This is a genomic window from Pseudomonas sp. DTU_2021_1001937_2_SI_NGA_ILE_001 (assembly GCF_032463525.1).
In the GTDB taxonomy this organism is placed as follows: Bacteria; Pseudomonadota; Gammaproteobacteria; order Pseudomonadales; family Pseudomonadaceae; genus Aquipseudomonas.
This window is the reverse complement of the sequence record NZ_CP135971.1, coordinates 314,055-339,737: the sequence shown is the minus strand read 5'-3', so window position 1 is coordinate 339,737 and position 25,683 is coordinate 314,055. Positions and strand designations below refer to the sequence as shown.

Here is a 25,683-nt window from a genome sequence, read left to right as displayed (position 1 = left end):
TCAGTAATGAGTGGTCAACGTGAGGGTATGGATCAGCCGCGCCGCCGCCTTGGCGGTGTGGTTGTCGATATCGAAGGAAGGGTTCAGCTCGGCAAGATCCACCAGGCGCAGCCGGCCGCTATCGCGTAGGCGCTGCACCAGGGGTTCGAGCAAATGAATGGGCACACCACGCGCGGCTGGCGCACTGACACCTGGCGCTTCGCTGGCTGGCAGCACATCGATGTCGATGGTCAGATACAGCGCATCGCAGCGCAGGGCGAAATAGTGCAGTTCATCGCCAATGACCTGCAGCGTGGACTCGCGGATCTCATGATCTTCCCTGACCAGCACGCCCAGCTCGGCGGCGCGCTGGAACAGCGCCCGCGTATTGCTGGCGCGACTGACGCCGATGCAGGCGTAGTCGAAGGTCCAGCCGCGCTGGCGGCACTGCTCGGCGATCTGCGAGAACGGCGTGCCCGACGAGCGCACCGTGGCGTGGTCGCGCAGGTCGAAATGCGCGTCGAAATTGACGATGCCGATGCGTGGCGCAGCACCCTGCCCTTCGAAATGCCGGGCCAGGCCGGACCAGCTGCCGAACGCGACCTCATGGCCACCGCCAAGCACGATGGGCAACTGCCCGTCGCTCAGCAGACGGCTCACGGCAGCCGCCAGACGTTGCTGCGCCGCTTCCAGGTCGCCGTCTTCGCAGTGAATGTCGCCGGCATCCCAGGCCGGTGCCGCGCGGTGCCAGGCCAGGCTGGCCAGCGCCTTGCGCATCGCCAGGGGGCCACCTGCAGCGCCGGTGCGGCCCTGGTTGCGACGCACGCCTTCGTCGCAGGCGAAGCCCAGCAGCGCCACACCCGGCGCGGCGGCTTCGGCCCACGGCTGGATGCACTGGTGCCAGCGCGCGCTGTCCGGTTCGGGGTCGACGCGCCCGGCCCAGGTGTCCATGTTCAGGCGATCAGCGATCATGGGTGATGACTCCTGCAAAAACGCGCTGGCGCAGGCGCCCGGCCTGCACGGCATAGGCCAGTTCGGCCGGGTGATGGATATCCCACAGGCACAGGTCGGCCGGCGCGCCCGGCTCGATGCGGCCCAGCTCGCGGCGGCCCAGCGCCTGGGCAGCGTGCGCGGTCATCCCGGCCAGGGCCTCGATCGGGGTCAGGCGGAAGAAGGTGCAGGCCATGTTGGCCATCAGCGTCGGCAGGCAGATGGGCGAGGTGCCGGGATTCGCGTCGCTGGACACGGCGATGGGCACGCCATGGCGGCGCAGCAGGTCGATGGGCGGCTGCTGGGTCTCGCGCAGTACGTGGAAGGCGCCGGGCAGCAGCACCGCCACGGTGCCTGCGGCCGCCAGGGCTTGTACGCCGGCTTCATCGAGGTATTCGATATGGTCGACCGACAGTGCGCCATAACGGGCGGCCAGGGCGCTGCCGCCGAGGTTGGAGAGCTGTTCGGCATGCGCCTTGATCGCCAGGCCATGGGCGGCGGCGGCCTGGAAGACGCGCTCGCATTGCGCCGGGGAGAAGGCGATGCCTTCGCAGAATACGTCCACCGCATCGGCCAGCCCCTGCTCGGCAGCGGCCGGGATCATCGCCGTGCAGACCAGGTCAATGTAGCCGTCGGCATTGCCGGCGTACTCCGGCGGCAATGCATGCGCGCCCAGCAAGGTGGTGACGACCCGCACCGGGCGCAGCTCGCCGAGGCGCCGGGCGACATGCAGCATTTTCAGTTCATCTTCCAGGGTCAGCCCATAGCCAGACTTGATTTCCACGCAGGTCACGCCGTCGGCGAGCAAGGCATCCAGGCGCGGCAGGCTGGCTTCGATCAGCTGTTCTTCACTGGCCTGGCGGGTGGCGCGCACGGTGCTGAGAATGCCACCGCCGTTGCGGGCGATCTCCTCGTAACTGACGCCCTGCAGGCGCTGTTCGAACTCGCGGGCGCGGTCGCCGGCATACACCAGGTGGGTATGGCAATCCACCAGACCGGGGGTCATCACCCCGCCACGCCCGGCTTCGACGGCACCCGTTGCCAGGGCTGGATCGAACGCCTGTTCGGTCCAGACGCCCGCGATACGCCCGCCTTCGACCATGACCGCCATGGGTTCATCGAGCTGGCGGGTGCCATCGAACAGGGTGAGGTCGCGCCAGAGCAGGCGCTGGCTTGGGCTGGAGAGCATTTGTCATGCCTTTCTTGTTTAATGTATATACATTTAGCCCGGCGAAATGGCTTAGGTCAACCCCCACTCTGCAATGCAGACGAACAAATGCACGGGCGGATCCGGAATCGCCCCTATTTGTATATACATTAGAAGATCAGCGACGCCGCGCCATGCGCGAGCAGAGCAGGTCCGTGACTGCACGGACCCGCAAAGCCAGGACGTCAGACGGGTGTGGCAGCGAAGGCCTGCTCAGGCTTGACGATCTGCTCCTGGGCAGCGACCAGTGGCAGGTCACGGGAGCCTTCGGCGGTGGCGCCGACCAGGCCGAACAGCGTGGCGGTGGCCAGTTCCAGCGCCTGCGCCACGGGCTGGCCGCCCAGCAGGCGCGCCAGCAAGGTGGCGGAGAACACGTCGCCCATACCGTTGGGCAGCGGGTGCAGGGCCAGACGCGGGGTATTCACCAGCCAGGCGCCTTCGCCGTTGACTGCCAGGGTGCCGAGCTGGTCGGCGGGGATGTCTGGGGTCGCCAGGCTGGTGATCACCACGACGTCCGGGCCGCGCCCACGCAGTTGTCGCGCAGTACGCACGGCATCCTCGACGCTGACCAGGCGGCTGCCGGTCAGCAGTTCGAACTCGAACTGGTTAGGGGTGACGATGCTCGCGTGGGGAATCGCCAGGTTGCGCAGAAAGTCCGGAATCGCCGGGTTGACGAATACGCCACGCCCCACGTCACCCATCACCGGGTCGCACAGGTAGCGCACCGCCGGGTTGTCGCGGCGGATCTCGTCCACCGCTTCGAGGATCACCGCACCGATACCCGCATCGCCCAGGTACCCGGACAGCACCGCCGAAACCCGGGATAACGCACCGCGATCACGCAGCCCGGCCAGCACCTCGCGAATGTGTTCGGCATCGAACACCTGGCCACGGAACTGACCATAGCCGGTGTGGTTGGAGAACTGCACGGTATGCACCGGCAGCACCTCGAAGCCCAGGCGTTGCAGGGGGAACACGGCGGCATCGTTGCCGACGTGGCCCAGGGCGACGTGGGACTGGATGGAAAGCACACAGGGCGGAAGGGAATCAGGCATGGGCGGCGCGGGTCCTGGTGACGAAGGGAAGCCCCGATCATACCCCTATTGCTGGGACGGGATCAGGCCCGTGGCGCAAACCGGGCGGCGCGGGGCAAATCAGGCTTTCCGTCCCCTGCCGTGGTGCTCTACTCTCTGCCCACCCGGCCGGGGCCCGCCAGGCGCCTGCCGCCCCCTCACCATGCGCAATCAGGAGCCTGCAATGTCACTGCCCGATGAATTCGATACCCCGCAATTTCGCAAGGGCCTGGCGGTACGCCGCGAAGTGCTCGGCGCCGAGTACGTGGACCGCTCGGTGAATGAGGTCGAAGACTTCATGATCCCGATGCAGAAAATCACCACCGAATGGTGCTGGGGCGAAGTCTGGACCCGGCCGGGCCTGGACCTGAAGACCCGCAGCATGCTCAACCTGGCCATGCTCACCGCGCTCAACCGCCCCAACGAGGTACGCCTGCACGTGCTCGGCGCCCTGAACAACGGCGTCTCGCCGGCCGAGATCCAGGAAATTCTCCTTCAAGCGTGCATCTACTGCGGCGTGCCCGCCGCCCTGGACAGCTTCAAGATCGCCAACGAAGTGGTGAAGAAGTTCCAGCAGGATCAGGCAGCCAAGGCCGACTGACGCCACAGCGAGGTCATTCCTGGCCCGCGATCTGCACGGTCGCGGGCTTCACCGCGCCAGCCTGGCGCATGGTCTCCGGCATCAGCAACAGGTACAGCACGAAGCCGATTCCGGCGATGGCAGCCAGGGTCAGGAAGGCGTACGCATAGCTGAAATGCACGATGATCACCCCGGCCAGCGTCGCGCTCAGAGAGGCGCCGATGCCCTGTACCGTGGCGACCGCCCCCTGGCTGACATTGAACCGCCCGGTACCACGGGTCAGGTCGGCGATCACCACCGGCAGCAGCGCGCCGAAGATCCCCGCACCGATGCCGTCCAGGCACTGCACCGCGACCAGGTAAAAGGGGTTGTCGGAAAAGGTATAAAGCACGCCACGCAGCGCCAGTATCGCGAAACCGAACAGGAATATCGGCTTGCGCCCGAAGCGGTCAGCGTGTCGCCCCACCAGAATCGCCACCGGCACCATCACGCATTGGGCGGCGACGATGCACAGGGCGATCAGCGAAGTGGCACTGTCCTTGCCGATGATGTGCGTGAGCTGCTGACCGATGGACGGCAGCATCGCCGCATTGGCCAGGTGGAAGATCGCTGCCAGGAGCGCCAGAAGCATCAGGTGGCGATTGGCTAACAGCGCCTGCCAGGACGACACCGGCGGGTGCGCGCTCGGGCCATCATCCAGCCCGCGCGCCAGGTCGTCGTCGATTTCATCGGCCGGCACCTGCCACAGGGCAATGATCGAAGCGAAGGCCAGCGCGGCCATCAGCCAGAACACCACCATCGGCCCGAACAGATAGCCCAGTGCACCGGCCAGTGCTGCCGAAAAGGCATTGCCCGCGTGGTTGAAGCCTTCGTTGCGACCGATGTGCCGGGTGAAGGCCGCCGGCCCGACGATCCCGAGGGTGATGGCCGCCAGCGCCGGCGCGAAGACTGCCGCCGCGACCTGGGCCAGCGACTGGGTCAAGGCGACCATGGCGAAGCTGGAGATCCATGGCAGCAGCAGGCTGCAGAAGGTCACCAGCAGGGCTGCGACGCCGATCACCGCGCGCTTGTGCCGACTTCGGTCGATGAACGCCCCCGCCGGGGTCTGCGAGATCAGCCCGGCGATGCCGGCCAGGGTCATGACGAAGCCCACCGTGGCCTCGTTCCAGCCCTCCCCCGGCCCGCGCACGGCAATCAGGTAGATCGCCAGGTACGGTCCCAGGCCGTCACGCACGTCGGCCAGGGTGAAATTGAGAATGTCGAGGCCGCGCCGGGTACGGCGCGAAGGCTCGCTCCCGGTGATGTGACGGGAGGCAGTTGAGGTGACGGGCATGAATGATGACCTTCTGGCGGTACGGAATCACGTGGCCCCGAGCGAGTCCAGCGACGATGAACCCGCGTTCAGCGGCTTCACCGAGCGAACCTCGAGCGGAAGACCTGCGGGGCAAAGGTTACAAAATATGACCAGAAGAACCTCGCGCAGTGCCCAGCCCATGAAAAATTCTTCTTACGCCACCGGTGTAGCATTTGCCCTGAGTGCCGGGCCGTTTTATCCGAGCGGAATAAGTGGTTGAAATGAAAAGTCTCTGCAGCGTTCATTGCCGCGGCAAATTATTCATGCAATTCGCTCAATCATGAAATGCTTGGCTAATTGCCCGAGAGCCTGGTAATTCCGAATATCGCATCCATTAGCAGAGGTCACTGTTTTTCAATTTCCAAAAGCCGACTGGGAATTGCCTGTTTCCCTGCAAATGATCGATAATCCCGCAGCGCCCCACCCAGCGAGAATGCTGCCAGAACGACTGACCCGAGCATTATCAAGAACCGTCATGCAGACCTCGCACAATACTTCCTCAGTTGAGCGCCCGGATATTTATCTGGCACTCATCGCAGAACTTTCCCATACCTCCAAGCCCACTTCCATCATGTGCGTCACGTTGATCGCACTGAATTTATTTTCCTGGCACGCCACGAGCGAGGCAATCTTTGCCTGGATGGCCGTTATTGGCGGACTGGCGTCGGCGATAAAAGTCACCTGCATGCAAGTGCATAAGGCCCGTCGCAAATATTCGCGGCTGGAAAGACCCGAAGCGCAGTTCTGGGAAATCATGCATATCGTGACCACCACCGTGATCGCGGCATCGGTCGGTGCGTCGGTTTCCCGTGCATTTCTGGTCAACGAACAGGACGTCAAGCTGCTGTGCGTGGCGATGCTGTTCGGCTACGCCGCCGGTGTCGTGGCCAGGCTGTACGTCAGGCCCGGGATTGCCTGCCTGGCCCTGTGCCTGGCAGTGCCGCCGTCCATCCTGACCGCCCTCTATACCCGGGAATTATCCAATCAGATTCTCGCAGGCATGTTCCTGCTGTTTCTGCTGGGCGGTATCGACACCATCAGACACGCCTACAAGACCGCCATCCGCAACATCAAGGACCGCCTGGAAATGGCCCGCCTGGCGGAGTACGACCCGCTGACCGGCCTTGCCAACCACCGTGGCCTGGTCAAGGCCTTCAAGCTCGCCACGCACTCCACAGAGCCGTTCGTGCTGCACTGCCTCGACCTGGACCGCTTCAAGGCGATCAACGACACCCATGGGCATTCCGCCGGCGACGCGCTGCTCAAGGAGGTCGCGTCGCGCATCCAGGGCGTGGTACGCAGCACCGACACCGTGGCCCGACTCGGCGGCGACGAATTCGTCGTGCTCCAGGCTCCACTCTTGAAAGCCGAAGATGCCACGGCACTGGCCGCACGCATCACGCAGGCACTGGGCGAACCCTTCTGGCTGTTCGACCAGACCCTGCAAGTCGAGATCGGCGCCAGCCTCGGCTACGCCCACGCCACCCCGGACAGCGCCCTGGAAGCGCTGATGGACCGTGCCGACCAGGCTTCTTATGCCGCCAAGCGCCAGGGCGGTAATCTTTACGCCGAATTTCAAAACTGAGCGTTGGCTACACCCTGCCCCAGGCGTTGCGCATTGCCATTCCGGCGCTGCCGGGTTTCTCCCTCATGATTTTCCAGGCCTCGTCGCTGCGCTTCACCATCGCCCTGCCGGAGCGGGTGAGCCGCGCGTCGATGATCGGCTCCAGCACCTTCCAATACATCTCCGCCCCCCGTCACCATGGCCCAGGACCTGACCTCGGGGCACATCGATGTCGCCACCGACAGCTTCGCGGTGGCCAAGACCACCCAGCAGAAAGGCGCCTATGCGGGGGCCAGCATCAATGTGGCGCAAGGCGACCCGCGGGTGAAGGCCTCGCAACAACCCGGCCAGGCCGCAGTCATGTTCACCAAACAGAACGACGCGCTGGGCCAGGCGCTGTCGGCGCACATTCAGCAACTGCATGCAGACGGCGACATGCGCTAGATCGGCAGCAGCTATGGCCTGGGTGAAAAGATCACCGACATCGGAGCACCTCGGCTGATCGCCTCAGCGAGCCTGATGCTGCCGAATCCGTCAGCACCACGCTCGCCCAAGAGGAGTGGCTTCAGACGAAAAAAGCCTCCCGGCTGAAGCCGGTCCCACCCGTTATCCTTCGGCGCGGCTCTTGCCCTGTAAAAGCGCCTTCAGCCGCAAGAAGCTTGCCGGCCTGAAGCCTGCCGCCCCCCTCCTGCACCGACACTCGCCGGCGCGGCCGATATCGCCGCTGCCAGGGAGGCGCCGCCTTCGACAATGACGGCCGTCGAGCGGCATTCCTTAAAGAAAGACTGCCCCAAGCCGATGCCCCCCAAGAGCGTGAAAGATCATCGACCATGCCTCGGGTCGACATCACAACACCCAACTGGAGCTTGCCCATGCGCACTGCCCTTTCCATCCGCTCCAAGATCACCCTGCTGTCCGGGCTGTGCCTGGTCATCGTGACAGGCCTGGTGGTTGGCATGGATATCTACCAAGGCGTACAGAACAACCGCCTGATCAGTAGCTCCAGCAGCAAGATGCTGTCCGACGGTGTGGAACGGCTGCTGTCTGCCGAAACCGGCAACCAGGGCAAAAGCCTGCAGCAATACTTCGCCAAGAACCTGCAGGTCATCACTGCGCTTTCCGACCACGCCAAGAACCTGCAAGCCATGGCCGCACAGCGTGACCTGAGCGCGGCGACGCTGCGTGAAGAACTCAACAAGGAACTGAAGACCACCTTCGAGCGTAATACCGACGTACTGGGCATCTGGCTGGCTTATGAACCCAATGCCCTGGATGGCAAGGACAGCGAGTTCGTCGATGACATGGCCCGCGGCTCGAGTGAGTCGGGACGTTTTGCCAGCGCCTGGAACCGCGGCACAGGTCAGGACATGAACTTCCCCATCAGCGAAGCCGATATCTCGAAGACGGAACTCAGTATCAGCGGTGTGCCCTACAACAGCTGGTACACCTGCCCCCGCGATAGCAAGGCAGCCTGCCTGATGGCTCCTTACGCCGACACCCAAGGTGGCGTCGTCCAGTTGATGACTTCACTTTCCCAACCGGTGGTCGTGAACGGAAAAGTCGTCGCGGTGATTGGCGTGGACCTGAGCCTGGGCTCGTTGCAACAGGCCGCCAACGATGCGCAGAAGAAGATCTTCGGGGGCGCCGGTCGAGTGCTGGTGGTGACGCCCAGCGGTATTCTGGCGGCCTACAGTGACGACGCCGCGCAGGTCAGCAAGAACGTCAAGGACGTCCTCGGCGCACAGAGCGAGCCGCTGCTCAACGGCCTCAAAGACCCGGCAGCGTCGATCCTCACCAGCGATGCCTCCATCCGCGCGGTCAGTGCCGTTGCGCCCATTCCCGGCGCGGCGCCATGGGGTGTGTCGATCGATCTGCCCAAGGCGGTGCTGATGGCCGACTCTGACAAGCTGCAGAGCCTGTTGGAGCAGGCCAAGACCGACAACACGATCAAATCTCTGGTGATCGCGTCCATCGCTGCGGCACTGGGCCTGCTGTTGATCTGGGCCACGGCGTCCGGGGTTACCCGGCCGATCAACGGTGTCGCCGAAATGCTCAAGGACATTGCCAGTGGTGACGGCGACCTGACGCAGCGCCTCAACTACCACAAGGCCGACGAGCTGGGAGAACTGGTCAAATGGTTCAACCGCTTTCTCGACAAGCTGCAGCCGACCATCGCGCAGATCAAGCAGATCACCTCCAATGCGCGCCAGACCGCCGATCAGTCGTCGAGCATCGCCCAGGAGACCAGCGAAGGCATGCAGATCCAGTTCAGGGAAATCGAGCAGGTGGCCGCCGCCTCCAACCAGATGAACGCCACCGCGCATGACGTTGCCACCAGCGCTTCGAATGCCATGCAAGCCGCCCGCAATGCGGACCAGGCGTCCAGGCAAGGCATGTCGATCATCGAAAAAAGCAACCAGGACATTTCCAGCCTGGCAAGCGAAGTCAACAAGGCGGTAGCGGAAGTCTCGACGCTGGAGCACAGCAGCCAGGAGGTCGGCCTGGTGCTGGACGTGATTCGCAGTATTGCCGAGCAGACCAACCTGCTGGCCCTCAATGCCGCCATTGAAGCCGCACGTGCCGGTGAGAACGGCCGAGGCTTCGCGGTTGTCGCCGATGAAGTACGCAGCCTGGCCAAGCGCACCCAGGACTCGGTCGAAGAGATCCGCCTGGTCGTCGCGCGTATCCGCGAAGGCACCGCCAACGTAGTCGCGACCATGCATTCCAGCCAGTCCCAGGCCGAAACCAGTGCCAGGCGCATCCATGAAGCCTCGCATGCCCTCAACGAAATCAGCGCCGCGGTGACGGTCATCAATGACATGAACCTGCAGATTGCCAGTGCCGCAGAACAACAGAGCGCGGTGGCCGAGGAAGTCGATCGCAACGTTTCGGCCATCCGCAGCGTGACCGAAAGCCTGACGGAAAAGGCCGACGACGCCGCGCAGATCAGCAGCCAGCTCAACAGTCTGGCCAGTGACCAGTTGCGCCTAATGGATCAGTTCCGTGTTTAGATAGCGGCCAGGTGCAGCGGCCCTCCCGCTGCCCCCTTCCAAGCCTGTTGCCGAACCCCGGAGGCTCTGCCGATGCCCGAAGTCGCCAGCCCTGATCATCACGCCGTTGCTCATGCCAGGCAGCTGCTGGACGCGCTGGCCGCGCTGCTGGTCAGCGGAGGTCCCAACAACGCCGGTATCGAGCGCTGCCGCAAGACGCTGCAGTCGGCCATGTTGCAACTGGCCGAGAAAGGCGAGCGTGTTGAGCCCCCGACCGCTATCCGCGCCTGGTTCGACACGGCGATGGCGGATGCCCGTGGTACCGCGCCGCAGGTCGACAGGGTCATCGACAGCATCGACGACTTGCTGCCCCATGCCGACTGGATGCAGCGCCAGGCCGCCCCAGGGCAGGATGACCATTTTGTCGACCGCCATCGCCACGCCATGCTGGTGGGCCCAACCGCGCCCATCGCCTGCGCGACCCTCACCCTGGGCGTGGCGGTGATGGCGCCGCAGGTGACTTATCCGTTTCATCAGCACCCGCCCGAAGAGTTCTACATCGTGCTGAGCGAGGGTGAGTGGTATCAGGAGGGCCGTGGCTGGTGGAGTCCAGGTTGTGGCGGCATCGTGCACAACGAGCCGTCCATCGTCCACGCAATGAAGTCCGGAGCAAAGCCGCTGCTGGCGTTGTGGGGGCTGTTGCTGTAGAGCGCTGCTCAGCGAAAGCGACGTCACGTTCACAGCAGGCCTATTCGCGAGCAAGCTCGCTCCCACCCAGCCTCAGAGCGCCTGACTGACCTGGATTAGGCCTAAAACCCCACCATTTCCCCCACCCTTTCAGCCAATGGGTCATCACTGCGGCTGACCACCGCGTAGTTGTAGCCGCCGTGGCTCCAGTAGCGTGTCAGCAGGTCGCCTTCGGTACGCTGCCCCGGCGGCAGCAGCTCGTTGTGCGAGCCCGGTGGGCGGATAAAGAAGGTCAGGCGGCGGCCCTGGCCATCCTCGTAGATCACCAGCGCCGCCGCGCCTTGCTCGGTGGCCAGCAGACGCGCACCGACCGTCTTCAGGCCGACGCGATCCATGGCCGGCGGCGGCGTGGCATCTTTCAGGTAGCGCGCCAGCCAGTTGCGCAGTTCGCCTCCCTCGTGCAGGTCGAGGACGTTCTGGTCGGCGCCGGCGAACAGCCGATATGCCTGTACCGCATCCTGCATCGGCAGGCTGTGCCGTGCCACGCTATCACCGCGCATCTGCCAGCCACCCAAGCCGCCGACACCCAGTGCCACGAGCAGGGCCGCTGCGGTGGCCAGGCGTGCCTGCCAACGCTGCCGAAGGCCGCGGCGAATGTGAGCCGGGTCGAGTCGTTCAGGCAGCGGCCCGCCGCCCTGGCCGGCGAAGGCCGCACGCAACTGCTGGGCATCCTGGCGCCAACCCTGCACGCGGCGGGCATCTTCAGGATGAACCGCCAGCCAGGCTTCCAGCCACTGGCGGTGTGCAGGTTCAAGCTGGCCGTCGAGATAGGCGTGCAGCTCATCGTCGTGGGGAATGCGTTCGTTCATTTCAGTACCCGTAATGAGGGTGTCGTGGCCTGTCCCTCGCTCAGGCTACGCAGCGCCTGGCGGGCGCGCGACAGCCGGGACATGACCGTACCCATGGGAATATCCAGCGCCTGGGCGACTTCGCGATAACTCAACCCTTCGACGCTGACCAGCTCCAGTAGCGCTCGCTGTTCGGCGGGCAGGCGCTCGAAGGCTTCCAGGGTCGAACGGGCGCTGACGATTTCTTCGGGCGATGCGCTCGCCAGGTTGTCTGCGCCGAACAGGCTGAGGATCCGCGCGTAGCGCCGCGCGCGGCGCTGGCCATCGATGAAGTGGCGGTAAAGGATCGAGAACAGCCAGGCGCGCAGGTCGCCTTCGGCGCGGCGCTCGCTCCAGGCCGACAGCGCCTTTTCCAGCGTGGCCTGGACCAGGTCGTCGGCGCTGCTGGTGCTGCGGGTCAGCGACAGGGCGAAGCGCCGTAACCGGGGCAACAGGTCGCGCAGTGATTGGTCATCCAGTGTGTGCATCGCAGCGCCGGTTAGTGGTGGATTCGAGCGGTAAAGACGAACGTGGCGACGATCTATTCCCGATGTGGGCGAAAAAGATTTCTGCGCGGCCTGCGGGAATAACCGCGCACGTGGTGCGTCGTACCCGCTCAATGCACTCAGCCTAAGCCCAAGGAAGCCTAAATGACAGGTAGCACCCCCCATATCCCCCTGCGCCTGGCCGCCATCGCCGTCGTGGTGCTGGGCACGGCCGCCGTGTTCGCCTACGCGGGCGGCTGGCTCGACCCGCAACGCCTGACCCCGGCGAAAGTCATCAATGCCCTGGAGGCCAACGGCGGTGTCCACCCCGGCTATCGGCGCAACCATGCCAAGGGGCTGTGCGTGATCGGGCACTTCGAAAGCAATGGCGCGGCCGCCGAGTTGTCACGGGCTGCACTGTTCGCGCCGGGCCGCGTACCGGTCGTGGGCCGTCTGGCGATTCCCGGTGGCAACCCGGCGGCCAGCGACGGCGCCGCACCGATCCGCAGCCTGGCGCTGCGCTTCCAGCCCGCCGAGGGCCAGGAATGGCGCACCGCGATGAACGCGATGCCGGTGTTCGTGGTCCGTGACGTGGCCAGCTTCTATGAGCTGCAGAAAGCCACGGCGCCGCAACCCGACACCGGCAAGCCCGACCCGGAAAAAGCGGCGGCCTTCTTCAAGGCGCACCCGGAAACCCAGGCTTTCCGCGACTGGGCGAAATCTTCCACGCCCTCGTCCAGCTATGCCAATGGCGCCTACTACAGCCTCAACGCTTTCTACCTGGTGGATGGCCAGGGGCACGAACATCCGGTGCGCTGGTCGGTGCAACCCGTCGCGCCCTATGAGCCGCTAGCGGCCGACAAGCGTGGCGACGCCAATTTCCTCGCCGATGAACTCGCTCAGCGCCTGGCCCAGGGCCCGCTGCGCTGGCGCTTGCGATTCACCCTGGGTGAGCCGGGCGACAGCACCGTCGATGCTACCCAGGCGTGGCCCAAAGAGCGCACCCAGCTGGACGCCGGCGAACTGGTGATCGAGCGCATGCAACCCGAGATGGGCGGCGACTGCCGCGACATCAACTACGACCCGCTGATTCTTCCCGATGGCATCCGAGCCTCTGACGACCCGCTGCTCAGCGCACGTTCGGCGGCCTACTCGGAATCCTTCAACCGCCGTACCCGTGAACAGGCCCAGGAGAACCACTGATGAAGCCGACTCATTTCCCGTTGGTCATGCGCATCTTCCACTGGCTGATGGCTCCCCTGGTTCTGGCCATGCTGCTGGTCGGCCTGGGCATGGTCGCCAGCGTTGCCCCGCACTACGCGACGCTGGTGGTCATTCACAAGACACTGGGGGCGGCGTTGCTGGTGATGGTCCTGCTGCGTATCGCAATACGCCTGACGCAGCGCATTCCAGCACTGCCCCACGACATGCCCGGCTGGCAACGTGGCGCCGCGCACCTCTCGCACCTGGCGCTCTATGCCCTGCTGCTCGCCCAGCCCCTGCTGGGCTGGAGCATGCAGTCGGCCGGCGGCTACCCGGTGGTACTCTGGGGCGGTCTCGAACTGCCCGCGCTGGTGTCGCCCTCGGTGCAACTGCACGCGATACTGCGCAGCGCCCATACCTGGGTTGCCTATGCGCTGCTGCTGACGATCCTGCTGCACCTGGCCGCCGCGCTGTACCACGGGTTGATCCGCCGCGACGCGGTACTGCCCAGCATGACGGGCATGGCGTTACCTGAAGACCCGCACTAAAGTGCCCCCCACGGCCCTGCTTCCTGCGGGCGACGCGGAATATGGATCGGGCCTTCATGAACAATTGTTCATGAAGGCCCGGAGGCACCTGATCACGACTAAAATAGCGCCGCTCAGACGGCGGGCCTGACCCGCGCAAAACCCGCATTTTCCTCGATTGGCCCCTGCCAGCCAGGCCCCGCACAGGCCACCGGGCATCCATCATCTTCGTCGTGCTGTCGGGCTCTGCTGTGCGCCCTGCAGGAAAGAAATCCATTTTCACAGTGATCAGTACCCGCCATGCCACAACCTCTTCGCCTGAAGGAGCACGAACAAGAACGCAGCCTGGTCAACGGACGCGTCAAGGCCTGCGCCTTGCTGGTGCTCAGCCTGGCCGCCATATTGGTCGGCCGCTTGTATGTGCTGCAGGTCTTGCAACATGACCAGCAGACGGCGGTGTCGGAAAACAATCGCGTACATGTACTGCCGATTCCTCCAGAGCGCGGCCTGATCTACGACCGCAATGGCGTGCTGCTGGCAGAAAACACGCCCAGCTTCAACCTGACCATGACCCGTGAACGCGCAGGTGACGCAGCCAAGGTGCTCGACAGCCTGGTCGACGTCCTGGCGCTGTCGCAGGAAGATCGCCAACAGTTCGACAAGGACCTGCGCCGGGCGCGAAAGCCATTCGAGCCGGTCACCCTCATGTTCGACCTCAACGAAGAACAGATCGCCCTGCTCGCGGTAAACCAGTTCCGCCTGCCCGGGCTGGATGTCGAGGCGCAGTTCATCCGCGAATACCCCTTGGGTGAACATTTCGCCCATTCGGTGGGCTATGTCGGGCGGATCAACGAACGAGAAACCAAGTTCCTCGACGCAACTGAGTACCGGGGTACACAGTCGGTGGGCAAGACCGGTATCGAGCACTTCTATGAAAAGCAGCTGCACGGCCACGTAGGCTATGAAGAGGTCGAGACCAACGCCCAGGGTCGGGTCATGCGGGTGCTGAACCGCCACGACCCGGTGCCAGGCGAAGATATCCACCTCAGCCTGGATGCCCACTTGCAGCTGGCGGCGGAAAAAGCCCTGGGAGAACGACGCGGCGCGGTGGTGGTGCTGGACCCTGCGAACGGCGACGTGCTGGCGATGGTCAGTAACCCGGCCTTCGACCCCAACCTGTTCGTCAAGGGCATCAGCTTCAAGCAATACGCCGAGCTGCGCGACTCGATCGACCGGCCGCTGTTCAACCGGGTGCTGCGCGGCCTGTACGCGCCAGGCTCGACGGTCAAGCCCGAGGTGGCGTTGGCCGGCCTCGACAGCGGCGTCATCACCCCGTCCAGCCGAGTGTTCGATGCCGGCTACTACGAACTGCCCAACTATGACCACAAGTACCGCAACTGGAACCGCAGCGGCGACGGCTGGGTGGACATGTATACCGCCATCATGCGTTCCAACGACACCTACTTCTACGACGTTGCGCACAAACTGGGCATCGATCGCCTGCATGACTACCTGACCGAATTCGGCCTGGGCCAGAAAGTCTCGCTGGACATGTCCGAGGAAGCCCCTGGCTTGATGCCATCCCAGGACTGGAAACGCGCCACCCGCCGTCAGGCCTGGTACCCCGGCGAAACCCTGATTCTCGGCATCGGCCAGGGCTACATGCAGGTGACACCGCTGCAACTGGCCCAAGCGACCAGCCTGGTGGCCAGCAAGGGCGTATGGCACAGGCCGCACCTGGCGCTGAGCGTCGGCGGCCAGCCACCGGTGGATGAACACCCGATGCCTGACATCGTGCTGCACGACAAACGCGCCTGGGACCAGGTCAACCAGGGCATGCAGATGGTCATGCATGACCCTCGCGGCATCGCCCGTGCCGCCGCTGCCGGAGCGCAGTATCGGATTGCCGGCAAGAGCGGTACGGCGCAGGTGGTGGCGATCAAGCAAGGCGAACGCTATAACCGCGACAAGACCCTGGAGCGCAATCGCGATAACGCATTGTTCGTCGGTTTTGCCCCCGCCGACCATCCGAAGGTTGTGGTGGCGGTGATGATCGAAAACGGCGAAGCCGGCGGCCGCGTGGCCGGGCCGGTGGTGCGCGAAGTAATGGACAGCTACCTGCTGGACAAGGACGGTCACCTCAAGGGCGAGTATGCCGGAGCCTCCCCCGCCGCACCGGCTCCGCATACCTGAGGGGCAGCCATTTCCGACGGCCTGCCTGTTCGCTGTCAGGTCGTCGAGACCGCCCTTACAGCACCTTTACATTATCTGCGAGCCAATCAGGTCGGTACGCTGGTAGACCAGCTTGCGGTTACCCCCATCACAGGTGCCGATCACCCTGGCGTCGACTTTCTGGTCGCTGGGTACGATTTCCAGCGTATAGCTGGACACCCCGGCAGCCTGAATCTTCAACTCGACCTCCTTCTTGAGCTCTTCGCACGACTTGGGCGTGGCCCAGGCATTGCTGCTCAGCACACCCAGCGCCAGCAGCACTGCCGTACATCCTTTCATACCGATCATCCTGCACCTGTCGTTAGCCCACTCTACTCTCGGACAGCAGCCGGGGCAGACAGTTGTACCCACCGCTGCGCTTGGGTGCGGTGGCTTGCAGCGCAAGGGGTTCACGTCCAATACAGCTCGATTAAACGCTTCTCGGCTTTTGTTGGAGCTTGCTCGCGAAAAGCGGGCCACGCCGCTGTATCTGCTGTGAACATGACGCAGCCATCGCGAGCAAGCTCCAACGGTCTGACCGAACAGTGTTGGGTTCAATTCAAGCCGCAGGCTTCGCCGTTTACCTCTAGCGCTCATTGCGGCTGGGCAATCCGGCTGTTGTCTGACACCGAACAGGCGCAACGTTGCAGGGCTCGGCACGGCTGTGCCTTGCTGACGACAGGGGTCAACACCGCGCCGGGGCGCGGACGACGCCGCAGCCGTGGAACGTTTTGCCCTCCAGTGACACCTAACCCACTCAAAGCTCTCAGTCGGTGACACAATCTCCCTGACGGATCAATTGGAGACCACAATGCTGCGCATGTTCGAACGCTGGCTCGACCCCTTCCCGCCTGACGAGACGCCGCCCCCACCGATGGGTCTGGTGCGTTTTCTTTGGGCCTGTACCCGGGGCGCCCGCGGCTACATCCTGCTGTTTGCGCTACTCAGCGCAGCGGTATCGATCTACGAGGCCTGGCTGTTCGCCTTTCTCGGTCAAGTGGTCGACCTGCTCTCGACCTGGCAGGCCGGCGGTGCCGTGAGCGGCGAGGAACGCCAGGTTCTCTGGGGCATCGGTATCGTGCTGGTGGTCAGCATTGGCCTGGTGGCACTGCGAACCATGGTCCAGCACCAGGTGCTGGCCATCAACCTGCCACTGCGACTGCGCTGGGACTTTCACCGGCTGATGCTGCGCCAGAGCCTATCGTTCTTTTCCGACGAGTTCTCCGGGCGGGTCACCACCAAGGTCATGCAAACGGCCCTGGGCGTGCGTGAAGTGCTGTTCACCCTCATCGAGATCATTCCCGGCATCGGCGTGTATTTCATTGCCATCATCGCCCTGGCCGGTGGTTTCGCCCTGAAACTGATGCTGCCGTTCATGGCCTGGATCGCCCTGTTCGGCCTGGCCATGCTGTACTTCGTGCCGCGCCTGGGTAAAGTCGGCCAGGAACAGGCGCATGCACGCTCGTCGATGACCGGCCGGGTTTCCGACGCCTACACCAACATCACCACCGTGAAGTTGTTCTCGCACTCCAAGCGCGAGGCGCACTTTGCCCGTGCGGCGATGGAAGACTTCAAACAGACCGGCTTTCGCCAGATGCGCCTGGTCAGCCAGTTCGAGATCGTCAACCAGGCCCTGGTCGTCGCCTTGATCATGGCTGCCGGTGGCTATGCCCTGTGGCTATGGCACCTGGGCGAGGTCGGTGCCGGCGCGGTAGCGGCGATCACTGCCATGGCCTTGCGCATCAACGGCATGTCGCACTGGATCATGTGGCAGATGACCTCGCTGTTCGAGAGCATCGGTACCGTGCAGGACGGCATGGAAACCCTGACCCGCGGCCCCAAGGTCCAGGACGCGCCCAATGCCGGCGAGCTGGTGACCACCGGCGGCGCGGTGAGCTTCGACAAGGTGAGCTTCAACTACAACGGCGAACGCCAGGTGCTCGATGGCTTGACCCTGAACATCCGAGCCGGCGAGAAAGTCGGCCTGGTGGGCCGTTCCGGGGCCGGTAAATCGACGCTGATCAATCTGCTGCTGCGCTTCTACGATGTCGACAGCGGCGAGATTCGCATCGACGGGCAGAACATCGCCCAAGTGACCCAGGACAGCCTGCGCAGCGCCATCGGCATGGTTACCCAGGACACCTCGCTGCTGCACCGCTCGATCCGCGACAACATCGCCTACGGTCGCCCGGATGCCACCGACGAGCAGATCCAGCGTGCGGCCATCAACGCCCAGGCTGACGGTTTCATCCGCCAGTTGAGCGACAAGCAGGGCCGCAGCGGCTACGACACCCTGGTCGGCGAGCGTGGCATCAAGCTCTCCGGCGGCCAGCGCCAGCGCATCGCCATTGCCCGCGTGATGCTCAAGAACGCCCCGATCCTGCTGCTCGACGAAGCCACCAGCGCCCTGGACTCGGAAGTCGAAGTGGCGATTCAGGAAAGCCTCGATGAAATGATGGTCGGCAAGACCGTCATCGCCATCGCCCACCGCCTCTCGACCATCGCCGCCATGGACCGGCTGATCGTGATGGACGAAGGACGCATCATCGAACAGGGCACACACGCTGAACTGCTGGCCAAGAACGGCGTGTACGCACGCCTGTGGCAGCATCAGAGTGGCGGGTTCCTGGGAGAGGACCAGGGAGTGCTGGAAGAGGTGGAATAGAAAGGCGTCGGCCCGCGCAGTCATCCACTGCGCGGGCCGATGGCCTGTCCCAGTTGGGGCCACGCACTCTCCTTTCTAGGCATTTCTACAATCCGAACCCTGCAACCACAACAAGTCAGGCAATCAGGAGAACGGTCATGAGTACCATTGCAGACTTTTTCGTGGCGAGTGATGCCGATGCATTGCGCTACGCCACTCGAATCGAAACGTCCCATTAGGGTGCAGAAATTGCAGCTCAGCTGAGGCCCGTCCAGTACAAGGGCTTTACCGATCTTGAAATCGGCACACTTTGGGCCATCCTGGAAGAGCAGGAATGGAACGACGAAAAACACATGCCCGAGGACATCTTCCTCGGGGATGACGGTGAGTCCTGGCTGTACCGGTTTCCCGATGAACTGACGGAAGTCCTGGCGCAAGCGAATGAAGTCGCGCTGAGCAAGGCATCCGTGCTGTGGTCCGCAACCGAAGAACTCAGCTGCGAACCCGAAGATCTCGTACCGGTGCTGAAAGATTTACAGAGTCTGGCCAAGCGGGCGATGGAAAGTGGTAAATCGCTTTACCTTGGGGATGCCTTTAAAAGTACCTGCCTACTCCCATTGAGCGGGCGGCGCACTGTGCATCTCGGCTGCGCTCCGGCCCCCTGCTCTTCACACGAGGTTCTGTGTATGGCTGAATGGCGCAGATAAGGGCCAGTGCTGATTTGAGCGGAGTGCCTCGACATAAATGTAAGAGCATCAATCAGCCACTTGATATAAAAAATCAACCCAACTCCCTCACCGCAGCCTTGCCAAACTCCTTGTCGCCCTGAATCGCTTGCAATGCCTCTCGAGCGACCGGCAAATGCTTGTGCTGAGCGATCAGTGAAAAAGCAGCCGCCTTGATCAAAATATATTCATCGCTCTTGACCAGCGCTCTGGATGCGTTCACCTCGACATCACCGACATCCACGAAAGCCAGCGAGTTGAAGGCATACACCCTTACCTCATCATCCTCATCTTCACGTAGAGCGATGTATAAGAGCTTCCGTTGCACCTCAGCGCCATCGTAAGCCCCTTTGTACAAACCCACGACCTTCATCGCCTCGATTCTGAGAAGATCGTCCTGCTCGGGATCGCTGGCAAGATCTGCCAGGAAATTCACAAATTCAAGTTTCAAAGCGCCATCGAAATGGGCTAGAAATTCGATCTTGCTACGATCATCGAGCGACTTGAAACGACTGACATCCGCGTTTTCCATCACAACACCTTTCAAGATTCAACCTGGCAGGCCCATCCCCATTTGTGCCACTGGACTGGATATCCCACCCCAATGGCTTAAGACCGCAAACACCGATGAATAGTGCGACCTGATCCGAGGATGCCTGGGAAGAAATCGAAGATGCCGCCAGGGGCTTCGTGCTCCAGGCGATAGAACGACGACAGCGACGGCTGGGTGTCGAGGTCGATGAGCAGGGTTCGGAGTTGGGCATCGGCGCAGAATGCGCCCAGGTTGGCGGTGACCGTGGTCTTGCCGGGTCCGCCCTTGGTGGAAACGATGGATGCGATGTTCATGGTGCACGCCTCTAGATCGATTGATTAGAGACGGCATGGGCACACCCGAAGCGGCAATCCGAGCTTTTTGTAACAGGAAACGAAAAAAGGTCTTACGTGCTTATCACTGGTATCGCGTGCCAGTGACATCTGCGTCATCACTGGTGCGATCTCTCAGCGTGAGCTGCGTAAGACCTTGATTCCTATTACAAAATTCTGGCTCCACGACCTGGACTCGAACCAGGGACCCAGTGATTAACAGTCACTTGCTCTACCAACTGAGCTATCGCGGAATTGGCGCCATCATACCGCGTTGAAGATTAACGTCAAGCACCGAGATGAAAAAAGTTGATAAAAATCAGTCTGTTCGCAAATTCGGGGTTCTTTGCCGGGTTGGGCAGGCGTAGTGTGTGGGGCTCTCCCCTTTTCACCCATCGAGCGAGGTGATCGTCATGCCGCAGGCCAGTCGTCTTGAAACGCTGTTCCCCACCCTTGAGCAGATTCCGCAGACTTGGCAGCCAGGGCCGGCCATCGAGCAGCGCGAGTACCTGGTCGATGGCATTCTGGAGAGCTGGTCGGGGCCGCTGGCGCCGGTGCGCAGCCCGGTGTGTCTGCGTGAGGGCGAGGCGTTGCAACCAGTGATTCTGGGCAGCACGCCGCTGATGGATGCCGACACCGCCATGACCGCGCTGGACGCCGCCGTGCGCGCCTATGATCGTGGCCAGGGCGCCTGGCCGACCATGCGCGTGGCCGAGCGCATCCGCCATGTCGAGCAGTTCCTCAAGCGCATGCGCGAGCAGCGCGAGCCCGTGGTGCGCCTGCTGATGTGGGAGATCGGCAAGAACCTCAAGGACTCGGAGAAGGAGTTCGACCGCACCTGCGACTACATCGTCGACACCATCAATGCCCTCAAGGAGCTGGACCGCCGCTCCAGCCGCTTCGAGCTGGAGCAGGACGTGCTGGGGCAGATCCGCCGGGTGCCGCTGGGTGTGACGCTGTGCATGGGCCCGTACAACTACCCGCTCAACGAGACCTTCACCACCCTGATACCGGCACTGATCATGGGCAACACCGTGGTGTTCAAGCCGGCCAAGTTCGGTGTACTGCTGATCCGCCCATTGCTGGAGGCGTTCCGCGACAGCTTTCCGGCCGGGGTCATCAACGTGATCTACGGGCGTGGCCGCGAAACGGTCAGTGCGCTGATGGCCACGGGCAAGATCGATGTGTTCGCCTTCATCGGCACCAACAAGGCCGCCAGCGACCTGAAGAAGCTACACCCGCGCCCGCACCGTCTGCGCGCCGCCTTGGGCCTGGATGCCAAGAACCCCGGCATCGTGCTCAAGGACGTCGACCTGGACAACGCGGTGAACGAGTCGATCACCGGCGCGCTGTCGTTCAACGGCCAGCGCTGCACGGCGCTGAAGATTCTCTTTGTGCATGAAGACGTGGTGCAGCCGTTCCTGGAGAAATTCCAGGCCAGGCTGGCGCAGCTCAAGCCGGGCATGCCGTGGGAGCCGGGCGTGGCGCTGACACCGCTGCCGGAGCCGGGCAAGACCGACTACCTGCAAGGCCTGGTGGCCGATGCCGTGGACAAGGGTGCGCAGGTGGTGAACGAAGGCGGCGGCGAGGTGTTGCAGAGCTTCTTCTACCCTGCCCTGCTCTACCCGGTGACCCCGGCGATGCGCGTGTACCACGAGGAACAGTTCGGCCCGGTAGTGCCGGTGGTGGCCTACAACGACCTGCAGACGGTGATCGACTATGTGCTCGACTCCGACTACGGCCAGCAACTGAGCCTGTTCGGCAACGATCCGGCCGAGGTCGGGCGCCTGGTGGACGCCTTCGCCAACCAGGTCGGGCGGATCAACATCAACGCGCAGTGCCAGCGCGGGCCGGACCAGTATCCCTTCAATGGCCGCAAGAACTCTGCCGAGGGAACCTTGTCCGTGCATGACGCCTTGCGCGTGTTCTCCATCCGCACCCTGGTCGCCACGCGCTTCCAGGACAGCAACAAGACGCTGGTCAGTGACATCATCCGCAATCGCGACTCGAGTTTCCTGACCACCGATTACATCTTCTAGATGCTGTACGCCGGACAGCCGCTGCCTTGCGGTGGCCGCCCGGCGCGACGTCCTGACTCACTGGTTAGAGCGGCAACCGCTCATGGCCTGGTAGCGCATGGCTTGCAGGTCACCCTGGCTGTTCTCGTAGACCATCAGCCGCGGCACCGCCTGGCAGCTCTTGTCCAGAGGACTCTGGAAATGCATCTTGGCGACGTCCAGCGGCATGCCATAACGGTACTCGGTGATCGCCGGTGCGGGCCGACCGCTCTGCTCGGCGAAATGCTCGACGGTGCCGCGCCAGCCTTGGGGGCCCTGCGGGCGCACGTGCTCGGGGCTGTTGGCCTGGGCGGCCAGGGGCAGGCCGAAGACGAGGATGGCGGCGAGGGTCTTGAGGGTTTTCATCGGGGGTTCTCCTTCAAAAGATGGAGCCAGCTTAACCAGCCGTGAATTAACCCGGCATGACCCCAGAATGACCATTTCGTCATCTGCACAACCCCAGGCTCAACACGCAGAACGCCCGCTGTCTTGCGACCGCGGGCGTTCTGCGCTGGCGCTGGTGAATCAGTCGGGATCGCGGCGATGCGCCCATTGATAGAGCGCTGGCAGCACCAGCAGGGTCAGTGCCGTGGACGACAGGATGCCGCCAATCACCACCGTTGCCAGGGGCCGCTGCACCTCGGCACCGGTGCCGGTGGCCAGGGCCATGGGAATGAACCCCAGTGACGCCACCAGGGCTGTCATCAGCACTGGGCGCAGACGGGTCAGCGCGCCTTCGTGCACGGCGTCAGCCAGCGAGCGACCCTCCTCGCGCAGGTTGCGGATGAAGGCGAGCATCACCAGACCATTGAGTACCGCCACGCCAGACAACGCGATGAAGCCCACGCCCGCCGAGATGGACAACGGGATATCGCGCAGCCACAAGGCCAACACCCCGCCAGTCAAGGCGAAGGGAATGCCGGTGAACACCAGAAGGCCATCCTTGAGGTTGTTGAACATCATGAACAGCAGCGTCAGCACCAGCAGCAAGGCGATGGGCACGACGATCTGCAGGCGTTGCGCCGCCGATTGCAGTTGCTCGAACTGGCCGCCCCAGGTGGTCCAGTAGCCCGCGGGAATACGCACCTGCTCCTGCAGCCGCTGGCCGGCCTCCTGGACGAACGACCCGAGGTCACGACCGCGCACGTTGGCGCTGACCACCACCACACGCTTGCCATTCTCGCGGCTGACCTGGTTGGGTCCCAGTTGCAGATCCAGGCTGGCAACCTGTGCCAGCGTGATGAAGCCGATCTGCTGGCCCGCGCCACCGGGCACCGGGATCAGCAGACTGGCCAGGGCATCCAGGTCGGTGCGCAGGCTGTCGGGCAGGCGCACCACCATGTCGAAGCGCCGGTCGCCCTCGTACAGCGTACCGGCCTCTCGACCGCCAACGGCGATCGCGACGGCGTCCTGCACGTCCCCGACATTCAGGCCGAAACGAGCCGCCTGGTCACGGCGGATATTGATGTTCAGTACCGGCAGGCCGGTGGTCTGCTCCACCTTCACTTCCGAGGCACCAGGCACGCCCTGCAGGCTGGCGGCGATCTGTGCGGCGGTCTGGTTCAACACCTGCGTGTCGTCACCGAACACCTTCACCGCCACGTCGCTGCGCACCCCGGAAATCAGCTCGTTGAAGCGCAGCTGGATGGGCTGTGACAGCTCATAGTTGCTGCCTGGCACACCGGCAGCCACCGCCTGCAATTCGGCGATCAGGGTGTCGCGGGACTTGTCCGGGTCGGGCCATTCACTGCGCGGCTTGAGCATCACGTAGCTGTCGGAAATGTTCGGCGGCATCGGGTCGGCGGCGATTTCCGCCGTTCCGGTACGGGCGAAGATCCGCTCGACTTCCGGCATGCGTTCCATCACGGCCTTTTCCAGGCGCTGCTGCATGTCCACCGACTGGCTCAGGCTGGTGCCCGGCACGCGCAGGGCCTGCAGGGCAAAGTCGCCTTCGCTGAGGCTGGGGATGAACTCGCTGCCCATGCGGCTGGCGGTAAAACCGGACACCCCCACCAGCAGGACCGCCACGCCGAAGGCCAGGTTGCGATGGCCCAGCACCCAGCCCAGCACCGGGGCATAGCTTTCGCGCGCCTTACGCATCAACAGGCCCTCTTCTTCCTTGACCTTGCCAGTCACGAACATGGCAATGGCGGCCGGTACGAAGGTCACCGACAGGATCATCGCGCCCAGCAGGGCAATCACCACGGTAAAGGCCATGGGCTGGAACATCTTGCCCTCGACCCCGGTGAGGGCAAAGATCGGCAGGTACACCACCATGATGATCAGTTGCCCGAAGATCAGCGGTCGGCGTGCCTCACGGGCGGCGACGAAGACCTCGTGGAAGCGTTCGGCCCGGGTCAACAGGCGGCCGTGACGATGCTGGGCGTGGGCCAGGCGCCGGATCGAGTTCTCGACGATCACCACGGCCCCGTCGACGATGATGCCGAAATCCAGGGCGCCCAGGCTCATGAGGTTGGCACTGACCCGGTTGCCGAACATCCCGGTGAAGGTGAACAGCATCGACAGCGGAATGACCATGGCGGTGATCAGCGCCGCACGGATGTTGCCGAGGAACAGGAACAGGATGGCGATGACCAGCACCGCCCCCTCGACCAGGTTCTTCTTCACCGTGGCGATGGCCTTCTCCACCAGATTGGTGCGGTCGTACACGGTGACGGCCACCACGCCTTCGGGCAGGGTGCGGTTGATCTCTTCCAGCCTGGCCGCCACGGCCCTGGAGACGCTGCGGCTGTTCTCGCCAATGAGCATGAACACCGTGCCGAGCACCACCTCACGACCGTTTTCGGTGGCGGCGCCAGAACGCAGCTCTTTACCGATCATCACCTGCGCCACGTCGCGCACCCTGACCGGCGTGCCCTGGGCACTGCTGATCACCACGTCGGCAATATCGTCCAGGCCGCTCAGCTGACCTGGGGCGCGGATGACCAGCTGTTCGCCACTGCGCTCCATGTAGCCGGCACCGACGTTGGCGTTGTTACGCTCCAGCGCGGTGAGCAGGTCATTGAGGGTCAGGCGATAGGCCGCCAGCTTGCGCGGATCCGGGGCGATCTGGAATTGCCGGGCGAAGCCACCGATGGTGTTGATCTCGGCCACACCCGGCACATTGCGCAATTGCGGCTTGATGATCCAGTCCTGGATCACCCGCAGGTCTGTGGGCGTATAGGGCGTGCCATCGTCCTTGAGAGCGCCGGGGCGGCTTTCCACCGTCCACAGGAAGATCTCGCCCAGGCCGGTGGAAACCGGCCCCATCACCGCATCCACGCCGGTTGGCAGCTGCTGGCGAGCGTTCTGCAGGCGCTCGCTGACCCACTGGCGGGCGGCGAACAGGTCGGTGCCTTCCTGGAAGATCACCGTCACCTGTGACAGCCCGGTGCGTGACAGCGAGCGGGTCTGCTGCAGCCCCGGCAGACCGGCCATGGCGGTTTCGATGGCGAAGGTGATGCGTTGCTCGGTTTCCAGCGGCGAGTAGCCCGGCGCAGCGGTATTGATCTGCACCTGGACATTGGTGATGTCCGGCACGGCATCGATGGGCAGCTTCTGGTAGCTGACGATACCCAGGCCGGCCATCAGCAGCACGGCGAGCATCACCACGATGCGCTGCTCGATGGCGAATTGAATCAGGCGTTCGAACATGT

Annotated in this window: 21 protein-coding genes, 1 tRNA gene and 3 pseudogenes; 13 read left to right on the top strand and 12 right to left on the bottom strand. The window is 63.6% G+C overall.

Annotated features, from left to right (window positions below; all coding sequences use genetic code 11):
• The 3 genes from hutG to pdxY form a co-directional block, all read right to left on the bottom strand.
• Nucleotides 1-951 (bottom strand): formimidoylglutamase, encoded by a 951-nt coding sequence (hutG, locus tag RRX38_RS01440; RefSeq protein WP_315961193.1) that lies wholly within the window; start codon nucleotides 949-951, stop codon nucleotides 1-3.
• Complete coding sequence (gene hutI / locus RRX38_RS01435) at nucleotides 941-2,158, bottom strand: imidazolonepropionase (protein WP_315961192.1); 1,218 nt, start codon at nucleotides 2,156-2,158, stop codon at nucleotides 941-943. Before hutI ends, hutG begins: the two co-directional genes overlap by 11 nt.
• A 203-nt stretch (nucleotides 2,159-2,361) precedes the next feature.
• Nucleotides 2,362-3,231: a pyridoxal kinase PdxY gene (gene pdxY / locus RRX38_RS01430; protein ID WP_295470872.1), complete on the bottom strand. Its 870-nt coding sequence runs from the start codon at nucleotides 3,229-3,231 to the stop codon at nucleotides 2,362-2,364.
• Between the two features lie 202 nt (nucleotides 3,232-3,433).
• Between pdxY and RRX38_RS01425 the strand changes: the two genes are divergently transcribed.
• The gene (locus RRX38_RS01425) at nucleotides 3,434-3,850 is read left to right on the top strand and encodes a carboxymuconolactone decarboxylase family protein (RefSeq protein WP_295470874.1); all 417 of its coding nucleotides are present in this window, start codon (nucleotides 3,434-3,436) and stop codon (nucleotides 3,848-3,850) included.
• Between the two features lie 13 nt (nucleotides 3,851-3,863).
• On the opposite strand, the gene RRX38_RS01420 is transcribed toward RRX38_RS01425, so the two are convergent.
• Nucleotides 3,864-5,162, bottom strand: a complete 1,299-nt coding sequence (locus RRX38_RS01420; RefSeq protein WP_315961191.1) for an MFS transporter — start codon at nucleotides 5,160-5,162, stop codon at nucleotides 3,864-3,866.
• A gap of 706 nt (nucleotides 5,163-5,868) precedes the next feature.
• On the opposite strand from RRX38_RS01420, the gene RRX38_RS01415 reads away from it, so the two are divergent.
• The 6 genes and pseudogenes from RRX38_RS01415 (at nucleotide 5,869) to RRX38_RS01395 (ending at nucleotide 10,445) form a co-directional block, all read left to right on the top strand.
• The gene (locus RRX38_RS01415; RefSeq protein WP_315961190.1) at nucleotides 5,869-6,768 is read left to right on the top strand and encodes a GGDEF domain-containing protein; all 900 of its coding nucleotides are present in this window, start codon (nucleotides 5,869-5,871) and stop codon (nucleotides 6,766-6,768) included.
• A 14-nt stretch (nucleotides 6,769-6,782) separates the two neighbouring features.
• Nucleotides 6,783-6,929: pseudogene (locus tag RRX38_RS01410) on the top strand (amino acid ABC transporter permease); the annotation flags it as partial.
• Nucleotides 6,930-6,945: 16 nt separating this feature from the next.
• Nucleotides 6,946-7,191: a transporter substrate-binding domain-containing protein gene (locus RRX38_RS01405; protein WP_315961189.1), complete on the top strand. Its 246-nt coding sequence runs from the start codon at nucleotides 6,946-6,948 to the stop codon at nucleotides 7,189-7,191.
• A gap of 386 nt (nucleotides 7,192-7,577) precedes the next feature.
• Nucleotides 7,578-8,900, top strand: a pseudogene (locus RRX38_RS24925) (HAMP domain-containing protein); the annotation flags it as partial.
• 102 nt (nucleotides 8,901-9,002) lie between these two features.
• Nucleotides 9,003-9,758, top strand: a complete 756-nt coding sequence (locus RRX38_RS24920; RefSeq protein ID WP_410524887.1) for a methyl-accepting chemotaxis protein — start codon at nucleotides 9,003-9,005, stop codon at nucleotides 9,756-9,758.
• 72 nt (nucleotides 9,759-9,830) lie between these two features.
• Nucleotides 9,831-10,445, top strand: a complete 615-nt coding sequence (locus RRX38_RS01395) for a dimethylsulfonioproprionate lyase family protein (RefSeq protein WP_315961187.1) — start codon at nucleotides 9,831-9,833, stop codon at nucleotides 10,443-10,445.
• Between the two features lie 101 nt (nucleotides 10,446-10,546).
• Here RRX38_RS01395 and RRX38_RS01390 read toward each other — a convergent pair whose 3' ends face one another.
• Together RRX38_RS01390 and RRX38_RS01385 are read right to left on the bottom strand one after the other, a co-directional pair.
• Nucleotides 10,547-11,293 (bottom strand): anti-sigma factor, encoded by a 747-nt coding sequence (locus RRX38_RS01390; protein ID WP_315961186.1) that lies wholly within the window; start codon nucleotides 11,291-11,293, stop codon nucleotides 10,547-10,549.
• On the bottom strand, nucleotides 11,290-11,799 hold the full coding sequence (locus tag RRX38_RS01385; RefSeq protein WP_295479471.1) for a sigma-70 family RNA polymerase sigma factor: 510 nt from the start codon (nucleotides 11,797-11,799) through the stop codon (nucleotides 11,290-11,292). The genes RRX38_RS01390 and RRX38_RS01385 overlap by 4 nt, the downstream gene beginning before the upstream one ends.
• 162 nt (nucleotides 11,800-11,961) lie before the next feature.
• On the opposite strand from RRX38_RS01385, the gene RRX38_RS01380 reads away from it, so the two are divergent.
• The 3 genes from RRX38_RS01380 (at nucleotide 11,962) to mrdA (ending at nucleotide 15,719) form a co-directional block, all read left to right on the top strand.
• Nucleotides 11,962-12,999 carry a catalase family peroxidase gene (locus RRX38_RS01380; protein WP_315961185.1) on the top strand — a complete coding sequence of 346 codons (1,038 nt, stop codon included), beginning with the start codon at nucleotides 11,962-11,964 and terminating at the stop codon, nucleotides 12,997-12,999.
• A complete protein-coding gene (locus RRX38_RS01375) occupies nucleotides 12,999-13,547 on the top strand; it encodes a cytochrome b (protein ID WP_315961184.1) in 549 nt (182 codons plus the stop codon). The genes RRX38_RS01380 and RRX38_RS01375 overlap by 1 nt, the downstream gene beginning before the upstream one ends.
• A gap of 279 nt (nucleotides 13,548-13,826) precedes the next feature.
• On the top strand, nucleotides 13,827-15,719 hold the full coding sequence (gene mrdA / locus RRX38_RS01370) for a penicillin-binding protein 2 (protein WP_315961183.1): 1,893 nt from the start codon (nucleotides 13,827-13,829) through the stop codon (nucleotides 15,717-15,719).
• A 66-nt stretch (nucleotides 15,720-15,785) separates the two neighbouring features.
• Here the strand turns inward: mrdA and RRX38_RS01365 are convergent, their stop codons facing one another.
• Nucleotides 15,786-16,037 (bottom strand): DUF1161 domain-containing protein, encoded by a 252-nt coding sequence (locus tag RRX38_RS01365; RefSeq protein WP_315961182.1) that lies wholly within the window; start codon nucleotides 16,035-16,037, stop codon nucleotides 15,786-15,788.
• 511 nt (nucleotides 16,038-16,548) lie between these two features.
• Between RRX38_RS01365 and RRX38_RS01360 the strand changes: the two genes are divergently transcribed.
• Both RRX38_RS01360 and RRX38_RS01355 read left to right on the top strand, forming a co-directional pair.
• Nucleotides 16,549-18,402, top strand: a complete 1,854-nt coding sequence (locus tag RRX38_RS01360) for an ABC transporter ATP-binding protein (protein WP_315961181.1) — start codon at nucleotides 16,549-16,551, stop codon at nucleotides 18,400-18,402.
• A 332-nt stretch (nucleotides 18,403-18,734) separates the two neighbouring features.
• Nucleotides 18,735-19,088, top strand: a complete 354-nt coding sequence (locus RRX38_RS01355; RefSeq protein ID WP_315961180.1) for a hypothetical protein — start codon at nucleotides 18,735-18,737, stop codon at nucleotides 19,086-19,088.
• Nucleotides 19,089-19,161: 73 nt separating this feature from the next.
• Here RRX38_RS01355 and RRX38_RS01350 read toward each other — a convergent pair whose 3' ends face one another.
• The 3 genes and pseudogenes from RRX38_RS01350 to RRX38_RS01340 all read right to left on the bottom strand — a co-directional run bounded on the left by RRX38_RS01350 (nucleotide 19,162) and on the right by RRX38_RS01340 (nucleotide 20,224).
• Nucleotides 19,162-19,638: a hypothetical protein gene (locus RRX38_RS01350; protein ID WP_315961179.1), complete on the bottom strand. Its 477-nt coding sequence runs from the start codon at nucleotides 19,636-19,638 to the stop codon at nucleotides 19,162-19,164.
• 134 nt (nucleotides 19,639-19,772) lie between these two features.
• Nucleotides 19,773-19,952 (bottom strand): annotated as a pseudogene (locus RRX38_RS01345) (ParA family protein); the annotation flags it as partial.
• A 196-nt stretch (nucleotides 19,953-20,148) separates the two neighbouring features.
• Nucleotides 20,149-20,224, bottom strand: a tRNA-Asn gene (locus RRX38_RS01340).
• A 159-nt stretch (nucleotides 20,225-20,383) separates the two neighbouring features.
• Between RRX38_RS01340 and RRX38_RS01335 the strand changes: the two genes are divergently transcribed.
• Nucleotides 20,384-22,009: an NADP-dependent glyceraldehyde-3-phosphate dehydrogenase gene (locus RRX38_RS01335; RefSeq protein WP_295479496.1), complete on the top strand. Its 1,626-nt coding sequence runs from the start codon at nucleotides 20,384-20,386 to the stop codon at nucleotides 22,007-22,009.
• 57 nt (nucleotides 22,010-22,066) lie between these two features.
• Here RRX38_RS01335 and RRX38_RS01330 read toward each other — a convergent pair whose 3' ends face one another.
• On the bottom strand, nucleotides 22,067-22,393 hold the full coding sequence (locus RRX38_RS01330) for a DUF2790 domain-containing protein (protein WP_315961178.1): 327 nt from the start codon (nucleotides 22,391-22,393) through the stop codon (nucleotides 22,067-22,069).
• A gap of 159 nt (nucleotides 22,394-22,552) precedes the next feature.
• On the bottom strand, nucleotides 22,553-25,681 hold the full coding sequence (locus RRX38_RS01325) for a CusA/CzcA family heavy metal efflux RND transporter (protein WP_315961177.1): 3,129 nt from the start codon (nucleotides 25,679-25,681) through the stop codon (nucleotides 22,553-22,555).
• Nucleotides 25,682-25,683 lie beyond the last annotated feature (2 nt).